This is a genomic window from Sphingobacterium shayense (assembly GCF_013179575.1).
GTDB lineage: Bacteria > Bacteroidota > Bacteroidia > Sphingobacteriales > Sphingobacteriaceae > Sphingobacterium > Sphingobacterium shayense.
Window position 1 is genome coordinate 1 of the sequence record NZ_JABMCQ010000056.1, and the last position, 23552, is coordinate 23552.

The 23552-nt window shown below is 41.0% G+C and carries 18 protein-coding genes and 1 tRNA gene; 9 read left to right on the plus strand and 10 right to left on the minus strand.

The genetic code is table 11. The annotated features are described in order from the left end of the window. Nucleotides 1–137, minus strand: a 137-nt coding sequence (locus tag HP439_RS19600) for an RNA-binding S4 domain-containing protein (RefSeq protein WP_172389943.1), incomplete at its 3' end; no start/stop codon positions are given. Between the two features lie 87 nt (nucleotides 138–224). On the opposite strand from HP439_RS19600, the gene HP439_RS08665 reads away from it, so the two are divergent. Beyond that, nucleotides 225–1415, plus strand: coding sequence for a proline dehydrogenase family protein (locus HP439_RS08665; RefSeq protein WP_172389944.1), 1191 nt, complete (start codon nucleotides 225–227; stop codon nucleotides 1413–1415). Nucleotides 1416–1460: 45 nt separating this feature from the next. Beyond that, nucleotides 1461–2072: an HAD family hydrolase gene (locus HP439_RS08670; protein WP_172389945.1), complete on the plus strand. Its 612-nt coding sequence runs from the start codon at nucleotides 1461–1463 to the stop codon at nucleotides 2070–2072. On the opposite strand, the gene HP439_RS08675 is transcribed toward HP439_RS08670, so the two are convergent. Next, nucleotides 2069–3448 carry an outer membrane beta-barrel protein gene (locus HP439_RS08675; RefSeq protein ID WP_172389946.1) on the minus strand — a complete coding sequence of 460 codons (1380 nt, stop codon included), beginning with the start codon at nucleotides 3446–3448 and terminating at the stop codon, nucleotides 2069–2071. The two genes, HP439_RS08670 and HP439_RS08675, sit on opposite strands and share 4 nt — an antisense overlap. A gap of 12 nt (nucleotides 3449–3460) precedes the next feature. Next, a complete protein-coding gene (locus HP439_RS08680; RefSeq protein WP_172389947.1) occupies nucleotides 3461–4072 on the minus strand; it encodes a sigma-70 family RNA polymerase sigma factor in 612 nt (203 codons plus the stop codon). 214 nt (nucleotides 4073–4286) lie between these two features. On the opposite strand from HP439_RS08680, the gene HP439_RS08685 reads away from it, so the two are divergent. Then, nucleotides 4287–5147 carry a universal stress protein gene (locus tag HP439_RS08685; protein ID WP_172389948.1) on the plus strand — a complete coding sequence of 287 codons (861 nt, stop codon included), beginning with the start codon at nucleotides 4287–4289 and terminating at the stop codon, nucleotides 5145–5147. Nucleotides 5148–5151: 4 nt separating this feature from the next. Beyond that, nucleotides 5152–5388 carry a hypothetical protein gene (locus HP439_RS08690; RefSeq protein ID WP_172389949.1) on the plus strand — a complete coding sequence of 79 codons (237 nt, stop codon included), beginning with the start codon at nucleotides 5152–5154 and terminating at the stop codon, nucleotides 5386–5388. 39 nt (nucleotides 5389–5427) lie between these two features. Here the strand turns inward: HP439_RS08690 and HP439_RS08695 are convergent, their stop codons facing one another. Continuing rightward, nucleotides 5428–6039: a sigma-70 family RNA polymerase sigma factor gene (locus HP439_RS08695; protein ID WP_172389950.1), complete on the minus strand. Its 612-nt coding sequence runs from the start codon at nucleotides 6037–6039 to the stop codon at nucleotides 5428–5430. A gap of 160 nt (nucleotides 6040–6199) precedes the next feature. Between HP439_RS08695 and HP439_RS08700 the strand changes: the two genes are divergently transcribed. The 4 genes from HP439_RS08700 (at nucleotide 6200) to HP439_RS08715 (ending at nucleotide 13575) form a co-directional block, all read left to right on the plus strand. Continuing rightward, nucleotides 6200–7348, plus strand: coding sequence for a FecR family protein (locus HP439_RS08700; protein ID WP_172389951.1), 1149 nt, complete (start codon nucleotides 6200–6202; stop codon nucleotides 7346–7348). A 104-nt stretch (nucleotides 7349–7452) separates the two neighbouring features. Next, entirely contained in the window at nucleotides 7453–10824 is a 3372-nt protein-coding gene (locus tag HP439_RS08705; protein WP_172389952.1) for a TonB-dependent receptor, read from the plus strand. Nucleotides 10825–10834: 10 nt separating this feature from the next. Next, complete coding sequence (locus HP439_RS08710; protein WP_172389953.1) at nucleotides 10835–12349, plus strand: RagB/SusD family nutrient uptake outer membrane protein; 1515 nt, start codon at nucleotides 10835–10837, stop codon at nucleotides 12347–12349. 11 nt (nucleotides 12350–12360) lie between these two features. Then, nucleotides 12361–13575: an AGE family epimerase/isomerase gene (locus HP439_RS08715; protein WP_246229311.1), complete on the plus strand. Its 1215-nt coding sequence runs from the start codon at nucleotides 12361–12363 to the stop codon at nucleotides 13573–13575. 77 nt (nucleotides 13576–13652) lie between these two features. Here HP439_RS08715 and HP439_RS08720 read toward each other — a convergent pair. Continuing rightward, nucleotides 13653–13725: transfer RNA gene (locus tag HP439_RS08720), tRNA-Thr, on the minus strand. 257 nt (nucleotides 13726–13982) lie between these two features. Here HP439_RS08720 and clpB point away from each other — a divergent pair. Further along, a complete protein-coding gene (gene clpB, locus HP439_RS08725; RefSeq protein WP_172389954.1) occupies nucleotides 13983–16586 on the plus strand; it encodes an ATP-dependent chaperone ClpB in 2604 nt (867 codons plus the stop codon). Between the two features lie 57 nt (nucleotides 16587–16643). Here clpB and HP439_RS08730 read toward each other — a convergent pair whose 3' ends face one another. The 5 genes from HP439_RS08730 to HP439_RS08750 form a co-directional block, all read right to left on the minus strand. Further along, nucleotides 16644–17981, minus strand: coding sequence for an MFS transporter (locus tag HP439_RS08730; protein ID WP_216657803.1), 1338 nt, complete (start codon nucleotides 17979–17981; stop codon nucleotides 16644–16646). 7 nt (nucleotides 17982–17988) lie between these two features. Next, on the minus strand, nucleotides 17989–20277 hold the full coding sequence (locus HP439_RS08735) for a family 65 glycosyl hydrolase domain-containing protein (RefSeq protein ID WP_172389955.1): 2289 nt from the start codon (nucleotides 20275–20277) through the stop codon (nucleotides 17989–17991). 8 nt (nucleotides 20278–20285) lie between these two features. Next, nucleotides 20286–20939 carry a beta-phosphoglucomutase gene (gene pgmB / locus HP439_RS08740; RefSeq protein ID WP_172389956.1) on the minus strand — a complete coding sequence of 218 codons (654 nt, stop codon included), beginning with the start codon at nucleotides 20937–20939 and terminating at the stop codon, nucleotides 20286–20288. 2 nt (nucleotides 20940–20941) lie between these two features. Further along, nucleotides 20942–22789, minus strand: coding sequence for a glycoside hydrolase family 13 protein (locus HP439_RS08745; protein ID WP_172389957.1), 1848 nt, complete (start codon nucleotides 22787–22789; stop codon nucleotides 20942–20944). 6 nt (nucleotides 22790–22795) lie between these two features. Next, nucleotides 22796–23552, minus strand: a 757-nt coding sequence (locus tag HP439_RS08750; RefSeq protein WP_172389958.1) for a pullulanase X25 domain-containing protein, incomplete at its 5' end; no start/stop codon positions are given.

The window sequence follows — 23552 nt, forward strand, 5'->3', positions numbered from 1 at the left end:
AAATCGATTTCACCATTGTATTTTACCATACCCTCCTCAACTACAATTTGGGCCATTGCGCCATGCTCAACCCAGTTGAGGACTTTTAATAATTGAATGAGTTGGATATAGTCTCCTTTTAACGAAAACGTTTGCATATAATCTATTTGAAAGCGTATTTAACGCTTGTAAATATAACGCTATTCAAAATAAATATTTAATTTTGGCCATTAATTTTTAAATATATGATCGTTGGACATAATCAATTGAAATTAGATTTTGATAATACGGAAATTGCGTTTCGTAATAAAAGTGATAATGATCTAGAAAAAGCGTATTGGCTTTTTAAATTAGTATCAAGTAACTCGTTGATCAAAGTCGGTACACCGGTAACAAATTTCGCCCTAAATATTGGTCTACCTATTCAAGGTATAATAAGAAATACGATTTACAAACAGTTCTGTGGTGGAGAGTCTATCCAAGGCTGCAAACGTGCTATCGAGGAGCTAGGACAAGGTAATGTGACTACAATATTAGATTATTCGGTTGAAGGTGAAGAGACGGAAAAAAGTTTTGATTACACTTGTCAGGAGATTTTACAGACGGTCGCCTATGCAAAGATTAATTCCCTTATCTCTTTCTGCGTATTTAAGCCAACAGGACTGGGTAGATTTGATTTATTGGCTAAAGTGGATGCCAAAGAAACGTTAACACTACAGGAGAACGAGGAGTTTGCGCGTTTGTATGCGCGTGTAGACAGTATCTGTAAAGCTTGTTACGAAGCTAAAATCAAAGTTCTTGTTGATGCTGAACATTCATGGATACAAGATACTATTGATGACTTGGCTCGCGAGATGATGGAAAAATACAACAAGACGGAAGCTATAGTTTATAATACCTATCAGCTATACCGCCATGATAAACTGGCTTCATTGAAGGCTGATTTTGCATATGCACAAACGCAAGATTTTTATCTAGGGGCTAAAATTGTTCGTGGTGCTTACATGGAAATTGAAAGAGAGCGAGCGGCGGAGAAAGGCTACCCTTCTCCTATTCAGGTAGACAAAGCATCTTGCGACCGTGACTATAACGAAGCGATAGAATTCTGCCTAGATCATATTAATCGTATTGGTCTAATGGCTGGAACTCATAATGAAGCTAGTAGCAGGCTACTAGCTCAGCAAATCGTCGATCGTGATATTTCTCCGAAAAATCCACATATCTTTTTCGCCCAATTGTTAGGGATGTCAGATAACTTGTCCTTTAATCTAGCTGGTGCTGGGTTTAATGTTGCGAAATATATGCCATACGGTCCCGTAAAATCGGTAATGCCCTATCTTTTTCGAAGGGCGCAGGAGAATACATCTGTCGGCGGTCAGACTGGGCGTGAACTTGCATTGATTATAAAAGAAAAGAAAAGAAGAAAACAAAATTAACATAAGATCCCGCGCAATACCGCGGGATTTTTTATTTTCGCCGATATGAATAATGAATCGAATATAAAATTTAACCTTCTACAAGAACGGTCGGAACCTTTTGAAGCTTTATTGTATGACGTAGATGGCACCCTAGCAGATAATATGTACGCACATAAGGCTGCTTATGTGGCTACCGCGGCAGAATATGATATAAACTTGGATGATTCGATAGTCGAAGAGCTGGCAGGGTGGCCGACGATCGATGTAGCTAAAGAGATTGGTCTACGTTATGAGAAGCAGTTTGATATATATGAGTTTTCCAAACGAAAATCGATTATCTTTATTGAACGTTTCATTCGTGATACTAAACCCGTAGACTTCGTTCTTGCTCATCTGTTGGCCAACATCGGCAAAAAAAGAATTGGAATCGTTTCGGGAGGTTCCCGCTCGACATTAAATATTACTCTTGAAGTCATCGGGCTAACGGGTAAATATGAAACGCTGGTATGCGCCGGAGATACCCCAGAAGGTAAACCATCACCACAACCATTTTTACTAGCAGCGGAACACTTGGGTGTTGACCCTGCAAAATGTATTGTTTTTGAAGACGGTGACCCCGGCGTGCAAGGAGCAATATCAGCTGGAATGGGTTGGGTTCGTATCGATCAAATCTAAAAATTTGTTATGATTCGGATACCGCCGTTAGTGTAGTTCATATCGGTCTGTTTAAACGATCCCACTGGAATCTTCACAAAAGGCTCTACTGATATATTTAAATTTTTAGTAAGTCCTGTCTTTTTCCCAATTGAAAAGTTAACGAATCCGCCAAAACCGTTGCTATCGACATTTTCCGTGCTGCTTTTAATCTTTCGCTCCACTGTCTTTTGTGGCGTACTGGTGGGTTTGTCAGAATCCGAGGCACTTGAATACGTTATCGCATCTGTGTATTCGGAATAATGATTATAACGTTCTTGCGAAAGAACAAATGCATAAGACGCCCCCCCTACAACGTAATAATCTTTTGTTACGTTGTATTTGATTTCTAAGGGCACATCCAGTGTTTGCATCTTACTAGATACCGAATTTAAATTGGGTAGCATCATGTTATTGGTGCGATAAGGGACGCTTTCCGAAACAAGCGATGCTCCTCCTGCGGTTGTTGGGCTATTTTGCCTACCATCTTCGGGCCGAGCAGATGAGCCTAATATCCCAACTTCGTATTGATTGAAGGACGCTCCGGTCCTAACGGCTATTTTATCCGATAATTGATATGCTAACACCATTCCTCCCCCCATGTCGAAGCTTTGTTCTGTCGTCGAAGGACTTACAAAAGCGCCAAGTTTCAAATTTTTAGCTAATCGCATTTTCTTTGGGGATATATCGCGTCCAACTTCCGCGGTATAGGCATATGATTTATCAACCTGTTTGCCACCGACAAAATTGTCTACTTCGTCGGTGCCTATATCAGTGCTAAGATCAGGAAATAGCGCAATAGGTAAGTTATTTCGAACGGACGGATTATTTACCTTATTCTCCGGATAAAGACTGAGTGTGATATTTGTCGATTCATTTAATACGGTGTACAGAGATTCCCGAGTTGTTAAAGGTTCTGTACCAGCCGCACGAAGGGACCTATTCGTGGATTCTACTTCTTGAGGAAATGAATTGCCTTTGAAGTTTTGATTTTTCGCTAATTTTGGATCAATCACATTTCCCAAGCGAGCTTCTTCTTCAGTTATAGATTCTGAATTAACATATGCTTTACTTGAGTCTTGATCGTTTATTGACCCGCCCGTTTTATTCGATACCTGGGTAAGCGTATTAATATTTGGGGCGTCGCCATTTTGAAAAACAAATAAAGCCCCGAATGCCAATACTGCCACAGAAGCAGCCGCGGCAATCCAAAGCGGTATTAGAGCTTTACGTTTTGGTGCAGCCTCATATTTTTCTCTAAACGACTCCCATGCTCCTGGTTTATAAGGAAGATCTTCGCTGTTTTTCAGCTGCTGTTTAATAACTTCTATTAACTCTTTATTATTATTGTCTTTCATGTTTAACTGCAATTAAGAATGCATGTTATGTGAAACACTAAATTCTTCTACGTATAATTTGCGTAACTTATGTTTCGCTCTTGTGAGGTATGTCCTAGATGTACTTTCTGGTATACCTAGTTTTTCACCTATCTCTTCGTGGCTAAATCCTTCAATCTCGAACAAATTGAATATCGCTCTTTGAATATCAGGGAGGCGTTGTAAGAGTTTCATGATATCATCCACGGCCAATTGGTCGTTTATCATCACAGAATGTGATAGCAAATTCTCTTCAGAAACCTCGTCGTAAACGTTAGTGAATTTTTTTGAGCGTAACAAATCTATGGAAGTATTCACTGCGATACGAGCCAGCCACGAACGAAAAGTGCGATCCAAAATATCGTCTTCTTGATGCATCTGGAAACTTTCTAATTTTCGAAATGCTTTAACAAATGTTTCATTTGTCGCTTCTTCTGCCTCCATATCTTGGGCGACGTAACGCCCCACTACTGCCATGACATAGCCATAATACTTCTTATAGAGAAAAGATTTTGCACGTTCCGTTTGATGCAAAACACAGTCAGCCAATGCCTCCCTTAAAGTCAATGGTTTCCTTCTTCTCCAATGTTGCTGAACTATATTCACCTAAAATCGTCTGTCCTGATACGCCAATTTAGCAAAATAATTTCTGTTACCTGAACAACCAATTATATTCCAACCATAACCATCGTCTTTTTGTTGAATAGAACGGCGACGAGGAAGTTTTCGCTACAGTGCAATAAAAAATAATTCAAAGTCACTGAGTGCATTGTTCGGACCAAAAAAAAAGTGTAATTTGCTTAAACTAATTGACAGGAATATGAGAAAGATTTTATTTCCAACAGATTTTTCGGACGCAGCGAATAATGCTTTTGTGTACGCATTGAATTTAGCCAACGAGCTAGAGGCTGAATTATATGTGCTTAATACATATATGCAGCCGGTTTTGTCGTCTACCCATGCCGGTCAACCGGAGATGGTCCCGGAGATTTATCAAACCTACGAGTTACATCAATTCGAAAACTTCAAGAAATATTCTGTCATCTTGAATGATCTGGCCGAGGAAAATGGGTTAAGTAATGTTCCGTTGCGGTTTTTATTTGAAGAAGGTACCGTAGTATCAAATGTTCTAACGGTTATCGAAAAGGAGAATATAACGTTAGTAGTTCTTGGAACGAATCGCGCTAGCGGAATCATTAATAAGATATTTGGTTCAAATACTCTAGGAGTGATACGAGGTGTTAAAATTCCTGTACTTTCCGTGCCATTGGAGGCGAAATATCGCGGTATCCAAGAAATACTGTTTACGACATTATTTCGGGAAGAAGATGAAGCTGCGCTTAGGCAAATAGTAACGATTGCAGAAAAGTTTGACGTAAACGTGAAATGCATTCATGTTCATAAAGATACAAATCTGGATATAATCGGTTTAGCCGAAAAGTGGACTAACCTGTATCCGCACGGAAACCTTGAGTTTGTTTTTTTGGATATGGATCAGTCTGTAGAGTACACCTTAAATAAATATATTGAAGAAAACCGGGTAGACTTATTATGTGTCGTGAAAAGAAACAGGAATTTCCTCGAACGTATTTTTTCAACAAGTATGAGCAACAAATTACGAACGCACACTAATACCGCCACTCTAGTGCTACAAGAGGGTAATGATCCGGGAACATTTTAGGAGAATGGAACAGCTATTAAAACTATTGACGGCAAACAAAATGCTGAACGAACCGATTAACAAATTTACCTTGTTAATCGATGAGGACGGCAGCGAACACGGTGCGTTATTTTTTATTGAAATAGGTAGTCGGAAGTATAAAATTATGATTCCTAGCCCCCACCACAAATCGCTTGTTGAGAATGGTTCGCCTACTGCAAAGCGAATCGTGGATCACAAAGAAGCGATGTTGCTTAAATAATAAGCAAATAATTCGAGTAGCGCTATGCGCGTCTGAAACCTAAAGCCAAAGGGCGAATAAAATAAGGACTGTAATATTGGGTTTAACTTGTTCTCGAAGATGATGGAGGGCGGCAGTAATTTGATTTTCTACAGATCGCTTTGAGATACCAAGCTTTTGAGCTATTTCGTCGTTGGTTAGTTGTTCAAATCTGCTCATTCGAAATATCTCTTGGCATCGAGCGGGCAGGAAGGTCATCGCCCGGTGAACTAATAATAGGGCATCCTGATATCCAATATTGGCGTCAGCGGTTTCTGCCGTCGCCGGCTCTAGACTCAAATCCCATTCACCGACCAAAGCTATGGGGCTACGTTGAGCGGCTTTCATCTCTTTGTAAACATGGTACCGCGCGGCCGTACGTAAATACGCAGAAAACGATCTGATTTGCAGTTTACTCCGCTTGTCCCAAAGATTTATAAATATATCATGGGTGATCCCTTCGCTTGTCTGTTTGTCTTTTGTATATAAGAATGCTGTTCTATATATTAAGGACCAATAACGTTCAAACAAGACCGTGAATGACTTTGTACAGTCCCCGATGCTAACCGACGTCCAAAGCTGCTCGTCAGTCTCGGACCAAACTGATCCTAAGCGCCCTTTATGTAAAAACATAGCAGTGTCCAATCGATTTTTATTGATTTACAGTTGGTTAACACCTTGGTCCGCTCTGGGAATTTCAAGATGATACATGCAAGTTAAAAAAAAATGTAATAAGTATGTGTGTGGGTTAAAAAAAATGTCTCTATACATGTGTAAGCCTAATACACGCATTATGTTAACCAAGCAGGAGTATATTGAATTATATGAGAAATATGAGCAGGGTCTTTGTACTGAGGAAGAACTAGCTTTACTTGAAACTTATCGAGATGGGTTTAGCTTTTCCGATAAGAACTGGGATGATTCCACCATGGGAGACCAAGAGCTGGTTAAAAAAAACCTTCGTGTTAAAGTGGAAAGTCATATTCAAAAAGGCAGGCCAATTAGTATAAATCATTCACTTTTTAAAATCGCGGTTACTGTGATATTGTTTCTTGCGGCCGGGCTGGTTATACATGATCAAGTTGGAAATTTCTCTTCCGAACAGCGCGTTGACAAGAACGAGTCTTCCAACGGTATAAAAGCTGGCGGTTTTCGAGCAACTTTGATGCTTGATGATGGAACGACAATGGATCTAGAAGATCTCAAAACAGGAGATCTTGTAGTCAACGGCGATGTACTGGGGTCAAAAGAAAAAAATGGGCAGTTAGCCTATCGGGGAACTGCAGAGAACAAAGCTGTGAAGTACCATACTATTGTAACCCCACGAGGTGGCGAATTCCAGGTTGACCTCCCAGATGGCAGTAAAGTATGGTTAAATGCCGCTTCTTCGATACGTTTTCCCACGAATTTTACAGGTGATCAAAGACAAGTTAAAATTAGCGGAGAGGTATATTTTCAAGTGACCAAAGACCGGGATAGACCTTTTATTGTAGACGTAGGTGATCAGCTTATTACGGTGCTCGGAACACAATTTAACGTAAACGCTTATAAAGACGAGCAATCCGTTCAGACTTCACTTGTCGAGGGAAAAGTAGCAATACAATCTATACATGATAATCTTGTTTTAAGCCCGGGACAACGCGCTAATTATAACAAGAAAAGCGCGAAAATGACTACAGATACATTTAATGTTAGTGATGTTTTAGCGTGGCAACGTGGAGAGTTTGTTTTTAACGCAGAGAGCATTCAAAGTATTATGCGTAAAATCGAGCGATGGTACGACGTTGAAATCGTGTACGACAACAGTGATAACATAACGGAGAAAGTCTTTTCCGGCAGTATATCTCGGTTTGAACAGGTTGACGAAGTCTTAAACATGTTGGCCTTAACTGGAACTGTATCATTTGAAACTAAAGGAAGGAGGATTCATGTTTTGAACTAGATATTTATCATAAGCATGAACCGAGAGCGGTTGCAACGCTCTCGGAAGCCAAGCCAAAAATCAATTAAATAAACGAGTTAATTACATTCAACTTAACACAGCAAATGTACAAAAATTATGATGTGTCTTCAAGGCTATTGCGTCTTGTTGGACGCGCAGCAACCTCAAAAATCATGAAGCTAATAGCATTTTTTATGCTGCTGGGAACATTTTGTGTGCATGCGAATAGCCATGCACAACGGCTGTCACTAGCTTTACAAAATAGGTCCTTCGAAGAAGCCTTGAACGCGATCGCCACTAAGAGTGGTTATCATGTATTATACAGTCCTACGATGCTTAAAGGAACAAAACCAGTTTCATTAAAGCTGCGCAGTGCTTCTTTAGAAGAAGCTTTGAAGTTATGTTTTGCAGATCAGCCGGTAGTCTACACTATAAGTAAAAATACAATAGTGGTTAAGGATAACCCAGACAAAACAGTGTCCAGAATACCGAAAGTAATTTCTGCAGTACAGAGCCAGACGACCATTCAAGGAACCGTGAGGGATTCTTTGGGGGTTGTTCAAGGTGTAACACTCTCCATTAAGGGGATTCCCGGCAAAGGCACCACCACCGACAGCGACGGACGTTTCACCTTACAGGTAATGAATTCAGATGCAACACTACTGGTTTCAATGGTAGGGTATCAATCGCAGGCAATCCCGCTTCAAAGACGTACCTCATTTGAAATTACATTGGTCAGAGTAAATGCCGATATCGACGAGGTTGTCGTGGTTGGTTATGGCACCCAACGCAAAAGCGATCTAACAGGATCTGTATCTTCGGTCAACTCGAGCGAAATAAATGCTTTTCCACTCGCTGGTACACAACAGGCCTTGCAGGGACGTGCGCCCGGAGTTGCTGTATCGAGTGTCAACGGAGAGCCAGGAAAGGCTCCACGAGTTCGTATACGTGGGGGAACATCGATTAACGCCAGTTCCAACCCTCTTTATGTCGTAGACGGTTTTCCGGGTAGCACCCCTCCTGCTCCAGAAGATGTTCAATCCGTAGAAGTGTTGAAGGACGCTTCGGCTACCGCGATTTACGGCTCGCGTGGAGCAAACGGCGTTATAATGATTACAACAAAAAAAGGAAAGATTGGTAAACCCACGATTGAATTTACAAACTCCCTGGCTTCACAAAAAGTAGGAAAGCGCCTTGAGCTATTAAATGCCTCGGAGTTCGCCGCTTATATTAACGACACCTATTTAAATAGTGGTAATACGGACATCCCCTATCCTAATCCTGATAGTTATGGTGAAGGAACGGATTGGCAAGATGAGATTTTTCGCACGGGTAATTTAGTTAGTAATCAACTTTCTATTTCAGGGGGTAGCGACAATATTCGATATTATACGTCTTTAAATCATTATGGACAAAAAGGGACAGTGATCGAATCTGATTTTAGAAGGTTTTCTGGAACATCCAATCTCGATATGACGGTTTCGAAGCGTGTTAAAATAGGCACACGTTTGATGTTTAATCGCAACATATTAAATGGGGTGCGCACACAGGAGACTAGTAGTGGAACTTCTGGTGCTGGCGTCATTTCTGGTGCGTTACGATTTGACCCTATTCAGGGCGTGTATGATGAGGACGGAAATTATACGCTTAAAGCTGTGGGTGATCCACATGATAACCCTGTAGCGGCGGCACGGGAAAGAGATAATCAAGTTATTACCGATTTGTTTCAGGGTAACGGGTATGTTGAATTAGGGTTATTAACTGATCTTAAATTTCGAAGTACACTAGGAGTTCAAATCAGTAATCAGCGGACGGGAAACTATGTTTCCCAAAAACTTGTTGAGGGGCGTAATGATAATGGTATCGGATCGATCGCTGCACATAAAAACACAAACTTGATTAGTGAGAATTTCTTTACCTATCAAAAACGGTTTAATGAACTGCACAACCTGGATGTTATGGCAGGTTATTCCTATCAAAGTTCACGGAATGAGACGTGGCAGTCAAACAACAGAAATTTCATTTCAGACGGATTCTCATATTGGAACCTAGGAGCGGGCTCTGATTATCAAAATGCATCATCAAATCTTGAAGACTGGGTAATGTCATCGTTTTATGGTCGTGTGAATTACAGTTTCAAGAATCGCTATTTGTTTACCGTAACTGGACGGTACGACGGTTCTTCTCGATTTGGCGAAAATAACAAATGGGCATTTTTTCCTTCCGGTGCGTTCGCGTGGAATTTATCTCAAGAGCCTTTTATGGAAGATATCGCAGTAATTAGCAATCTTAAATTGCGGACTAGTTACGGTGAAACAGGAAACTCAGAGATCGGTTCTTATCAATCGCTGGCACGTTACTCTCCTACCCTTTCAACCATTGAAGGAAGTCCGGTAAACGCTGTGCGTCCGACAAATGTGGCCAATCCGAATTTAACCTGGGAGACCACCAAGCAAACAGATGCGGGTTTAGATATTGGCGTGCTAGACAATCGAATAAACCTAACGATAGATTACTACTATAAGAAGACTGTGGATTTACTTTATTCCGTTCCGTTACCAATGTATTCGGGATTCACTAGTTCATTGCAAAATATTGGTAGTGTGGAAAACAAAGGATGGGAATTCGCACTACAGACGGTCAATATAGATAAAGAGTTTAAGTGGAACACTGATTTTAATATAACCTTCAACAGAAATAAAATACTGCAGCTTCCCGGAGGAGAAATACGCTATAACTCTATTCCAGGCCACATGCTCTCTACAGAATCTCAGATTCTCCGCGAAGGCGATGTTGTTGGTGCGTTCTTTGGTTGGGAATTCCAAGGACTCTATCAGCAAGGCGATGATTTTAGCGCGCAGCCAAATAAGGTACCAGGAGATGTCAAATATGCCGATATTTTCGGTCGTGACCAAGAGAACAACCTTGTAAAAGGTCCTGATGGAGCCGTTAATGCAGATGACCGAACGGTTATTGGTAACCCCAACCCTGACTTTACATTCGGGTTTAACAACGATTTTAAATACAAAAATTTCGATGTAAACATTTTTATGATTGGTTCTTATGGTAATGATATGCTGAACATTACAAGAATGGAACTCGATTGGATGGCCGGGAAAGGTAATGCCACCAAGAATGCATTGAATCGCTGGACTCCGGAAAACACAGACACCGATGTACCAAGAGCTAGTGCATCTCACAATACAGAGGTGTCGTCCCGATGGATCGAAGATGGATCATATTTACGACTGAAAAATATAGCTATTGGATATTCAGTTCCTAAGGTATCGATAGAACGAATCGGTATAACCCAACTACGATTTTTCGCTAGTGTACAGAATATATGGACATGGACAAAATATAGTGGGTTTGATCCAGAGGTTAGTTTTAGTGATTCCAATCGCAATATTGGGCTCGATTATATGGGATATCCAAATATCAAATCGTTCACCATCGGATTTAATGCTAAATTTTAAACGAACTCAAATGAAGACTAAAAATATATCAAAACTTTTGATGCTTTCTACGCTTTTGTTTTCCAGCGTGTCTTGCACCGATCTGGGGGAAACACCTGTAAGTATACTGGTTCCTGATCAGTATTTTAAGACTGCGGCGGATGCAGAGGCGGCCGTGATGGGGATTTATAGCTTACTGGCAAATGCCGATTATTATGGTCGACGCTTAACGATGGTTTTGCAACTACTTGGTGATGATATCGATATTGCTGATATTGGTACGCAATCTAGTCGAATACAGATCAACGGTTTTACTCATGACGCTAGTAATCAAGATGTAGTCGCGATATGGAAAACCGCATATCTTGGTATCGGCGCGGCAAATGCAGCTATTGATGGAATTCCAAAGGTCGAAATGGATGAAAACAGCAAATCAGCCTTGATTGCCGAAGCCCGATTGCTCCGAGCATTGAATTATTATCACCTCGTGCAGCTTTTTGGAGACATCCCTTATATTGCCAACTATGTTGCCGATCCATCTACAGTGATGGATATCAATAAAACTCCCGCCGAACAAGTGTATGAAAATATTATTTTAGATTGCACTTATGCCATCGATAACTTGCCGGATACGCATCAGAACGACGTGCGCGCGAGGCCTACGAAAGGTTCTGCACATACGCTGTTGGCATCGGTTTATATGATTCTTGAACGTTGGTCGGACGCTGCTAAACAAGCTCAGGATGTAATTACCCAGTCGTCAAACTATAAGTACGCACTTGTTGACGATTTTCAGAAACTTTGGAAGGCAGATTTAGGTTACCAATCTGAACACGTTTGGGTTGTGGATTTTGCGGGCACAATATCTGGAGAGAATAGCTCAAACGTAGACTACACAGCTCCGATGACGGGCGTGCGTGATGCAGATATGCTTGGCTGGAGCGTACTCGCTCCTTCACAAGGAATATATGCGAGTTTTTCAGATCAAGACTATAGAAAGAAAGTGAGCTTCTTAACGGAAACACCAATCAAAGGAGTGATGACTCCATATCAGAAATGGCGATGGCCTCGAATACATACTGCAAAATGGTGTTTATATCCTGGAGCGAATGCGTCTGCGGAAGGGTCGAATTCAGATATTAAACACGTTATTTTCCGATACGCAGAAGTTTTGCTGATCGCAGCAGAAGCTTTAAACGAGGCTAATGGAGGCCCGACGGCGGAGGCCTACCAGTATATCAATGCCGTACGTGCTCGTGCCCGGAATACCCCCGAAGGTCAACAGGAATATCCGGCGGACCTCCAAGCAGGAATGTCTCAGCAAACTTTTCGTGATGCTGTAAGGGAGGAGCGTCGTATAGAACTTGCTTTCGAATGGAAGCGTTGGTATGATTTAAAACGGTGGAAGATGGTACCTGAAGCCTTTAAAGGTGCTGGTTCTTTTGAACCGCATACAAACGTTCAAGAACATCATGCTTTGTTGCCGATACCACAAGAAGAAATTGGAAGAAATGCTAATCTTTTACCACAAAATCCCGGATTTTAATTAGTTTTAATATGATGAAAATAACAACTTATCTATTTGGTTTCGTCCTACTCGGGGCGACTGTTGCCTGTAATAATAACAGCTCGGAGAAAAATGACACACTCACGTTAAATCGTGATTTTATTGATTCGCAACTTAATGACGCGGTGAGTCAATATAAAGTACTAGCAGCGAATCTCAACGATACGCTAGTACCTAAATCCTACTATAAAGATAATGATTCGCTAGAGACGAGTAAGACCAGTTGGTGGACATCGGGTTTTTACCCGGGGACTCTGCTTTATCTTTATGAACACTCCGCAGATACAACAATATTAAAAGAGGTTGAAGAAAAATTGAGTTTATTAGAAAAGGAAAAAGATAACAAACGCACGCATGATCTTGGGTTCATGTTGTATTGTAGTTTTGGAAACGCGAACAGATTAACAGAAAACCCTCATTATAAACAGGTGATGCTTACCGGTGCAGAGTCCTTACTTACTCGATACAATCCAACAGTAAAATCAATTCGTTCTTGGGATCATAACAAAGACAAGTGGCAATTCCCAGTTATAATTGATAACATGATGAATTTGGAATTCTTGAATTGGGCAAGTAGAGAAAGCGGCGACAGTAAGTATGCAGATGTAGCTAAATCCCATGCTAATACGACAATGAAAAACCACTTTCGTGACGACTATAGTTCTTACCATGTGATCGATTACGACACAATCACCGGAGCGGTTCGGCATAAGCACACAGCTCAGGGAGCGGGCGATGAAACTGCATGGGCACGTGGTCAGGCATGGGGTTTGTATGGTTACACAATGATGTTTCGAGATACCAAAGACTCCGCATATTTACAACAAGCGGTGCATATTGCAGATTTCATCTTAAATCACCCAAACCTCCCTGAGGATAACATTCCTTATTGGGATTTTGATGCAGAAAACATACCCGAAGCTAAACGCGATGCCTCGGCAGGTGCGATCATAGCGTCCGCATTACTCGAACTACAAGGATATGGAAACCAAGACCAGCAGAAGCGTTATCTCGCGGCGGCTGAACGAATGATAAGTAGTTTAGCGTCTTCAAATTACAAAGCGAAGGCGGGTGCAAATGGGGGATTTATTCTAGAACATTCGGTGGGGCATTTAACTGCAAACTCGGAGGTTGATGTACCGCTAACCTATGCTGATTATTATTATATAGAAGCATTGATGCGCTACAAAAATTTATTAAAATAAGAAAAAACTAAGGTTTATTTTATCACGGTATAATTATAAAAAAAGCTACTCACAGTCTGTGAGTAGCTTTTTTATTGAGCCTCCTATCGGGATCGAACCAATGACCTACTGATTACAAGTCAGTTGCTCTACCAGCTGAGCTAAGGAGGCTTTTTTCAAAAATGTTTACATTTTCGATGATGCAAATATCTAAAGTCTGGTCGTATTTTGCAAATAGTTTTGTTTAAAAACAGACTATTCAACGCCAAAATGCTGAAAATCAAATTAAAAAAATAAACCACCAAGACATAATGACAGAATAATTCAAAACTTTCTGTCAAAACGACTTATTGATTTTAGGTAAATCAAAAAGGCATTCAATTTGTTTTAACAGAGCTGAAGGGTAAACAGAATTAAAAAAATCAAATATGAATTTCAATAATTATACAATCAAAGCACAAGAAGCTATACAGAAGGCTTCAGAGATTGCTACCGGCAATCAACAGCAGGCGATTGAACCTGCGCATATATTAAAAGCCTTATTAACAGTCGATGAAAACGTTATCGGGCATCTATTAAAAAAACTAAACGTCAACATACCCCAGTTAACCACCGAGGTCGAACAAACTGTTGAATCACTACCGAAAGTTACAGGAAGTCAATTATACTTTGCAAATGCTTCGTCCACGGTATTGCAAAAAGCACAGAGTTATTTAAAAGAATTCAACGATGAGTTTGTTTCGATAGAGCATATATTGTTAGGGCTGTTAGCCTCTGGAGATAAGACGGCCACGTTATTAAAAAACCAAGGAGTAAACGAGAAAGACCTTAAATTAGCAATAAAAGAGCTTCGTGGTAATAATCGTGTAACGGATCAAAATGCCGAGGCTACTTTTAATGCATTAGCTAAGTATGCGCGTAACTTGAACGATTATGCTGCTTCGGGTAAACTGGATCCGGTGATTGGTCGTGACGAGGAAATACGACGCGTGATGCAGATTCTCTCTAGACGTACCAAAAACAATCCTATACTTGTAGGCGAACCAGGGGTTGGTAAGACAGCCATTGCCGAGGGTATCGCGCATCGAATAATAAAAGGTGATGCGCCGGAAAATTTAAAAAACAAAACGGTATTCTCGTTAGATATGGGGGCTCTTATTGCCGGAGCGAAATACAAAGGCGAGTTCGAGGAACGTTTGAAGGCAGTTGTAAAAGAGGTTTCCGACAGTGACGGGGAGATCATCCTTTTTATTGACGAGATACATACGCTTGTTGGTGCAGGCGGTGGCGAAGGAGCAATGGATGCTGCTAATATCCTTAAACCAGCACTAGCTCGAGGTGAGCTTCGTGCTATCGGTGCAACAACGCTGAACGAATACCAGAAGTATTTCGAAAAAGATAAAGCCTTAGAACGACGTTTTCAAAAAGTGATGGTTGACGAACCAAATACGCAGGACGCAATTTCGATCTTGCGTGGATTAAAAGAACGTTACGAAACACATCACAAAGTACGGATTCTTGATGAGTCGATTATTGCTGCGGTGGAGTTGTCAGAAAGATACATAACTGATCGCTTTCTGCCCGACAAGGCAATTGATCTTATTGATGAAGCAGCAGCTAAACTTCGACTAGAGATGGATTCTGTTCCTCAGGCGGTCGATGAATTAGATCGACGCATTATGCAACTGGAGATCGAACGTGAAGCTATTAAACGGGAGAATGACGGGAAAAAGGTTTCCGAATTATCTGAGAATATAGCTAATTTATCTAACGAACGAGATTCGTTAAAGGCAGCGTGGCAGTCTGAAAAAGGCTTAGTAGATCAGGTTAACCAAGAGATACAAAATATTGAAGATTATAAACTTGAAGCTGATCAGGCAGAACGCTCAGGGGATTATGGGAAAGTTGCGGAATTGCGTTATGGGAAAATTAAGGACGCTCAAGATAAAGTTGAAAAGCTTAAGATAGAGCTTTCTGAAAAACAGCAGGCAAGTAGGATGTTGAAAGAGGAGGTTACTGCTGAGGATATCGCTGATGTGGTGTCGCGTTGGACGGGGATTCCGGTAAACAAAATGATTCAGTCCGAGCGTGATAAATTACTTTCCCTAGAAACCGAATTACACAAACGTGTGGCAGGACAAGACGAGGCTATCGAGGCAATATCGGATGCAATACGTAGATCACGTGCTGGACTTAGTGATGCTAAACGCCCCATCGGATCGTTCATCTTTTTAGGAACCACCGGAGTTGGTAAGACCGAACTTGCTAAAGCGCTTGCAGAATACCTTTTTGATGATGAACAAGCGATGGTTCGTATTGATATGTCAGAGTATCAAGAGCGTCATGCGGTTTCTCGCCTGATCGGTGCGCCTCCGGGATATGTTGGTTATGACGAAGGTGGGCAACTTACCGAAGCCGTACGGCGTCGGCCTTACACAGTTGTTTTACTTGATGAGATAGAGAAAGCACATCCTGACGTATTTAATATTCTCTTACAGGTATTAGATGACGGGCATTTAACAGATAATAAAGGACGAGTCGTCAATTTCAAAAATACGATCATTATCATGACTTCAAATACTGGTTCTCATCTGATACAGGAGAATTTTTCAGAATTAAATGAAGATAATCGCGAGGAGATTGTAGCAAAAACTAAAGACGAAGTGTTTTCTTTATTGCAGAAATCGATTCGCCCAGAGTTCTTAAATCGAATTGATGAGGTGATTATGTTTACACCATTAAGCCGTTCTGAGATCGGCGACATCGTACGTATGCAGTTTTCAAAGGTACAAGCGCAGCTTGCAGAACAGGACATTATCATTACAGCATCTGATGAAGCCCTGGACTGGTTGAGTCAATTGGGCTACGATCCTATCTATGGAGCAAGACCTCTAAAACGAGTTATACAAAAAAGAATTCTCAACGAACTTTCTAAAGAGATACTTTCCGGAAAGATATCCGGCGATTCTATAATTGAGCTCGATGTTTTTGATGGACAGTTTGTCTTTCTGAATAAAGGCGACAAGCTTTAATAAAAACGAGCGCTGAAGAGATATTCTATTTCAGCGCTCGTTCCTTTTTACTGACCTCTACTCCTCTGGAATCCGGCGCACAGCGATCGCCCCTAGTAACATAAATAATCCGCCAAGCATTATCCCGTAAATGGCTACATTATTGAAAAATGTTTTAATAATAAGCCCGCCAAAAAATCCACATACAATTTGTGGGAAGGTTATAAAGAAATTAAATATTCCCATATAAACTCCCATTTTTGATCCGGGAAGGCTATCGCTTAGGATAGCATAAGGCATAGTCAATATGCTTCCCCATGAAATACCTACACCGATCATCGGTAAAATCAATAACGTTGGAGAATCAATCAGAAATAGGGAGAGCAGCGAAATTCCTCCGACTAGCAGTGCAAAACTATGGCATTTGACCCTTCCCCATTGGCGAACTAAACGGGGAAGAAAAATAGCGTAAACCGCAGATACGCCGTTGTAGACGCCAAATAATATTCCTACCCAATCGGCAGCCTGTGAATACAATTGGTCTCTGTCACCTTGTTGTTTATAAAAAACGTGGTCTGCAACAGCTGGCGTCATATATACCCACATCATAAACAAAGCGAACCAAGAAAAGAATTGAACCCAGCCTAGCTTACGCATAGTAGAAGGCATCTTTTTAAAATCCTCGATAATAGAGAGTAAGCCGCTTTTCTTTTCTACGGATGCCTGCTGTGTACTCGCTCGCTCGAAAGCTTCTAATTCGCTGGGCTTATATTCCTTCGTGGTGAAGACGGTCCAAAGAACAGAAATTAAAAGTATAATTGCTCCGAAATAGAACGAGTACAAGACATTTTGGGGAACGATTCCTGTTCCGCTGTGGGTCGAGATCTCAAAATATTTCCCAAATAAATACGGCAATGCAGACCCTATAACTGCTCCGATACCGATAAGCACCGTCTGAACTGAAAATCCTAAACTGCGTTGCGAACTGGGCAAATTATCACCTATCAGTGCACGGAATGGTTCCATGGTGATATTTATGGAGGCATCCATTATCATTAACATGCCCGCTCCTACTAGCAAGGGGGGGAATAATGTCGTAAATAGAGCAATATTGGGCATAAACGTCAAAGCGATAGCCGTTAGAACTGCTCCGACTAAAAAAAATGGCCGCCGCCGCCCCAATCTCGTCCATGTTCTATCACTATAGTGACCAACAATCGGCTGCACGAGCATCCCTGTTATTGGCGCAGCCAGCCAGAATAGAGAAAGATGCTCTACGTCTGCGCCAAATATCTGTAGTATGCGTGAGGCATTACTATTTTGCAATGCAAACCCCATTTGAATTCCTAAGAATCCCATACTCATATTTATGATTTGGGACGTTTTTAATATCGGCTTTTCGATGTTCTTTAACATGGATAATTTATCGTGTTAACAATGGTTCAACTACAAGAGGCTTACCATTAAATATAAGACTAATTCGCTGATCTGAATTACTAGTTACCTGAAAATCGTCCTGAGTGATGCGGATCCTAAGTTTCGAGCCTCTAAATTGAACATTGAAGCTATAGCTTTCCCATTGCTTAGGAATAAAGGTATTGAAATGTAAAATACCATCTTTGAGACGCATACCCGCGAAACCTTCCACGATAGAAAGCCAGGTTCCAGCCATTGAGGTAATATGTAACCCGTCTTCGGTATCGTTATTATAATTGTCAAGGTCCAGTCTAGCGGTACGTAGGTAGAATGCATAGGCTTCTTCGTGCTTTCCGAGTCTAGCGGCTAAGATGGCATGTACACAGGGAGATAAGGAACTTTCATGTACCGTTAGTGGTTCATAGAATTCAAAATTAGAACGGATTGTATCAGTCGTATATCGATCTTCCAAAAAATAAAGCCCCTGCAGTACATCGGCCTGTTTAATATAACAAGAACGCAAAATACGATCCCAGCTCCAATGCTGATTTAAAGGTCGTTGCTGTTCATCAATGGTCGATACCGGCGAAAGATCTTTGTCCAAAAAACCGTCCTGTTGCAAGAAGATCCCTCGATCGGTATCTTCAGGATAATACATATTATCAATGATGTGCCGCCAGTGTTTTGATTCTTGATTTTCAAACTGTACTTTGCTCAATACCGATAGATATTCCGCGTTATATTCACGCCGTAGCAATGCAAGGACCTCAAGCGTATATTCCATGCACCAAGTAGCCATGGTATTCGTGTACCAGTTGTTGTTGACATTATTCTCGTATTCGTTCGGACCAGTCACACCAAGCATAACGTAGTTATTCCTATCCCTACTCCAGTTTACGCGCTGGGACCAGAAACGCGAGATAGCTATGAGAACCTCTAAACCGTGCGAGGCTAAATAACTGGTGTCACCAGTATAACGGACATAGTTGTAGATCGCAAAAGCGATTGCGCCGTTTCTATGAATCTCTTCGAAAGTTATTTCCCATTCATTATGGCACTCCTCTCCGTTTATTGTTACCATCGGATATAATGCTGCACCTCCCTTAAATCCTAACTTCTTAGCATTCTCAATTGCTTTTTGAAGGTGTTGGTAACGGTATAGTAACAAATTTTTCGCTACTTCACTACCTTGTGTTGCCATATAAAAAGGAAGACAGTATGCTTCTGTATCCCAATAAGTCACGCCACCGTATTTTTCTCCAGTAAACCCTTTAGGACCAATATTTAATCGCGGATCTTCACCGGTGTAGGTTTGCATCAAATGGAATATGTTAAAACGTATCGCCTGTTGGGCCCCCACGTCTCCTTTTATCTGGATGTCACTTTCTGACCAAATTTTTTGCCACGCGTCGGCCTGTTGGCTTAGTAGCATCTCAAACGAGAGAGCTTTTATGCTCTCTAATTCTTTATAAGCAGTTTCATGGAGTATAGACTGTGGATTATTAGTCGTTGCTAAAATTGCTACGCGTTTTTCGATAGTTAATGTGGCGCCCTTATTTAGGACTCCCTCATACACATGCTGAAGTAGATGGCGGCTTTCCTGCTTTTTAATTTTACTCAGGGGTTCATTATCGATGAAAAAGCTGGTGTGTAATAGCGTCTCCACTTGAAAATTTGTCTTTTTGGTCTCCATTCGAAGCCGCATATCGGGTTCTAAAGATCGATCAAGTTCTATCCAAAATTTTTCATCATAATTGCTGTCTCTGTTCGCTACGTCTCCGTTAAGGATTGAAGAAACTTGTATATCAATATTGCTGTTAAGGACTGTAAGGTTATATTGCAAAGACGCTGTCTGTGTTTTAAACATGTGAAATAGACGAATTGCATTAACCTGAATCTCTATTCCATTCGGCATTTGTGCAACAAATGAGCGGTGTAATACACCTTTTTGCATATCTAACCGACGAGAGAATTTTTTTATATGACAATTTTCTAGATCCAGTTGCTGTCCATTGACAACGATATCTAATCCAATCCAGTGAATAGAGTTGATGACTTTCGCAAAGTATTCTGGATATCCATTTTTCCACCATCCGACCCGCGTTTTATCCGGGTAATATACACCGGCAATGTAGGAACCTTGAAGTGTATCTCCGGAAAACTCCTCTTCAAAATTAGCGCGTTGTCCCATCCTCCCATTTCCAATCGAAAATATACTTTCCGATAACTCGTTATGCGTCCCGGGAAATTCTTCTTCAATGATATGCCAAGGGTCCAATTTTATATTATTTTTCATTTTGTCGTCTAGCTGTATTCTATTTCTGTTAACTCGTCTAACCGCGCGTCATACGAGGTAAGCGTTCGCTCTCTATCCACCGCGATTACATTCATACCCGCGCTTTTTGCTGCTTGAATTCCTGCCTGTGCATCTTCAAAAACTAAACATTTCTCTGGAACGACTCCTAGCTGTCTTGCACCAAGTAGAAAAACCTCGGGATCAGGTTTGGAGCGTGTGACTGCATTTCCATCAACGATCGCATCGAAGTAGTCGATAATGCCTGTTTTGTTCAAGATTAGTTTTGCATTTTTACTGGCCGAACCAAGGGCTATCTTTTTACCGGATTGCTGTAGGTGATCTAACAATTCAATACACCCGGGCAGCACCTCTCCCTGGGTCATTTTGTTTACAAGTTCTAAATACCATACATTCTTTTGTTCTGCATACGCGAATCGCTCTAGAGGTGTCGGTTGGAGGTTGGCCCACCCGAGAATGAGATCTAAAGAGTCCATTCGGCTAATGCCTTTAAGCTGTTCGTTATCAGTGGTAGTAAAATTAAACCCAATGGTTTCGGCAAGTCTTTGCCATGCCTTAAAATGAAACACAGCGGTGTCAACAAGAACACCATCCAAATCAAAAATTATCGCATCGGCCTGTTCAATTAAAGATGTCGTATTCATAGTTATTTTAGCTCAAATACTAATGTTTGTTTGGGTTTAATTGATATAGAATTTGGTACTTTCTGAGTGTCTTTCTCTTGAATATTACGCATCCGGATTGAGTCACCAATCATATTGGAAAAGCGATTAAGTCGAATGTCCTGTTCCTGAGTGCTGCAATTCATCAAGACCATCACTTTCGCGTCCTCGGTGTATCGGAAATAGACGTAAACATCTTGTTGCGGTACATAATGTTTCGTCTTGCCCGTTTGAAGAACAGGATTGGATTTACGATATTGTGCTAGCGTACGTATATGATTGAACATTTCGTTTTCTTGCTCACTGCGGCCTTTGTCGCTAAATTTGTTTACTTTGTCATTGGGAAAACCTCCCTTGAAATCGTCGCGAACTTTACCATCCGGAGCGCTAAAGTTTTTCATTAAAACCTCTGCTCCATAGTATATTTGAGGGATTCCTCGTGAGGTAAGAAGCCAACTCATTGCCGATTTATATTTTTCTATATCTTCTCCGACAACGGAAAAAAACCGATCCTTATCATGATTATCCAAGAAGATTACATTTGATAGTGGGTTTGGGTATAGAAAATCTAATCCTAAAGTTGAGTATAAACGTTCGGCACCACCGTTCTCTTTATTTAGTGCTTCTCCAATTGCATAATTTAGTTGAAAATCAGTCACACCCTCTAGATTTGTATCGACCTGTTGATCGACTTTTTGTCCACCAAGGAAAAATGCTTGACTCGCTGAAGATTGCACCCATGTTTCACCAAAAAAGCTGAACTCGGGAAATTCGTTTCGTATAGCATCGGTCCATGTAGCCATAAATTTCAGGTCATTATAAGGGTACGTGTCAATTCGAAAACCGTCAATGCCAACTGTCTCAATCCACCAAATATGACTTTGTGTGATATATTTTGCAACCAATTCGTTCTGCTGATTCATATCAGGCATCGTGGATACAAACCAGCCTTTCTCCATCAGTTCTTTATCTTGAATCGCGCCATAAGGGTCGAACATTGTTTGATCCTTATAGGTTGTCTGTGTGAATTCAGGCCAGACATGTACCCAATCGGCGAAGGGTTTGTCCAAGACAGTCCAATGGTTTAACCCAACATGATTCGGAACTACATCGTGCACGAGCTTCATTTCCCTTTTATGAAGTTCTTTTGCCAGCTGTTGATAGGTTTCAAGATTTCCGAAGCGCGGGTCGATCTGATAGTTCTCTGTATTAGCGTATCCGTGGTACGATGCTTGTGGCATATCATTGGTTAACACTGGCGTCATCCATAACGCTGTAATCCCCAAATCTTGCAGATAGTCGAGTTTATCTATCACTCCTTTTAGGTCACCGCCGTGACGGTAATACATAGAATCTCTGTTTAAAGCAGTCTCTAATAGTCCTTGAACAATGTCATTTGAAGTGTCGCCATTAGAAAAACGATCAGGCATCAATAGGTAAATAAAATCTGAAGCATTAACGCCTTGGGCTTTAATTTCTGTATTTCTCGCTTTGAGTTGATAGTTTATTGTTTCCACTTTCTCGGTCCCACGGTAAAGGGCTATAGGAAAGCTCCCTGCTTTGCAGTTCGGAGCAATTTTTAGATCTAAAAATAGATAGTTCGGGTTGTCTACACTCCTACTTCTTTGTAATTCTACCCCCTCTACATCTATCTTTACCTGGCATTCACCAATATTTTTCCCGTATAAGATCACTTGCAGCTCGGGATTTTTCATTTCAACCCACCAGTTAAGAGGCTCTATTCGCTGCACGGTTTGCCCTTGAGTGGACACCGTACACACGAATAAAAATAACGATAAAAATGAACGGATAAATTTCTTCTTGTTTTCCATTTATAATTAATTTTTTACCAGCGTATATTTTTCGTTTGTTACGTCAAGAGTAATGCTGTAAGTACCTGCCTCCGCAATTGCTATATCGCCACCTCCTAGGGTTAAGACACCATCGGTAATACCATAATTAGTTCCCCAATCGTTATTTTTACGAAATTTCAAATTTCCTTTTTTCAAGTCAACCGAGGCCCTCCAAGTTTGTGTAGTATTATCATATTTCATCGGGGAATCCATTGTCCAGCCACCTGCAGTCGCATCACCAATTAATCCCCAAGTATGCTGCTTATAGGCTATTGAAAGTGTATTGATGTTTACTGTTACTTCCACGTTTCCCGCCAAGGTCGCTTTAATATCTGATCCACTGTTTAAGGCTAGGATGCCATTTTGGGTTTGGCCGTAGGAATTATCCCAGTTTCTGTCTAGGGTAATTTTGAACATAGAACCAACCTCAGGAAACTGAATAATGCCTGTGTAAATCCCATTACTTGTAGGAGAGATCAAGCTTTCAGCTGTTTCGGGCATCCATCCCTGGTACGCACCGGGTACATATAGATAGCTTATAGCGGCATATGGTGTAGCGGTTAAAGCAGATACATTAGAATATTGTGCTGCTACCGCGGGAGCAATAGTCGACTTTAAACGGACTTCAAGTTCACTCTGGATGTCCACAGGTAACTCGAGAGCTAATAATATTCCATTAAGCTCGAGGGTTGTATAATTAATTTCGCTCGTTCCCGCTGCGAGAGTAATTTCTTTGGCTCCC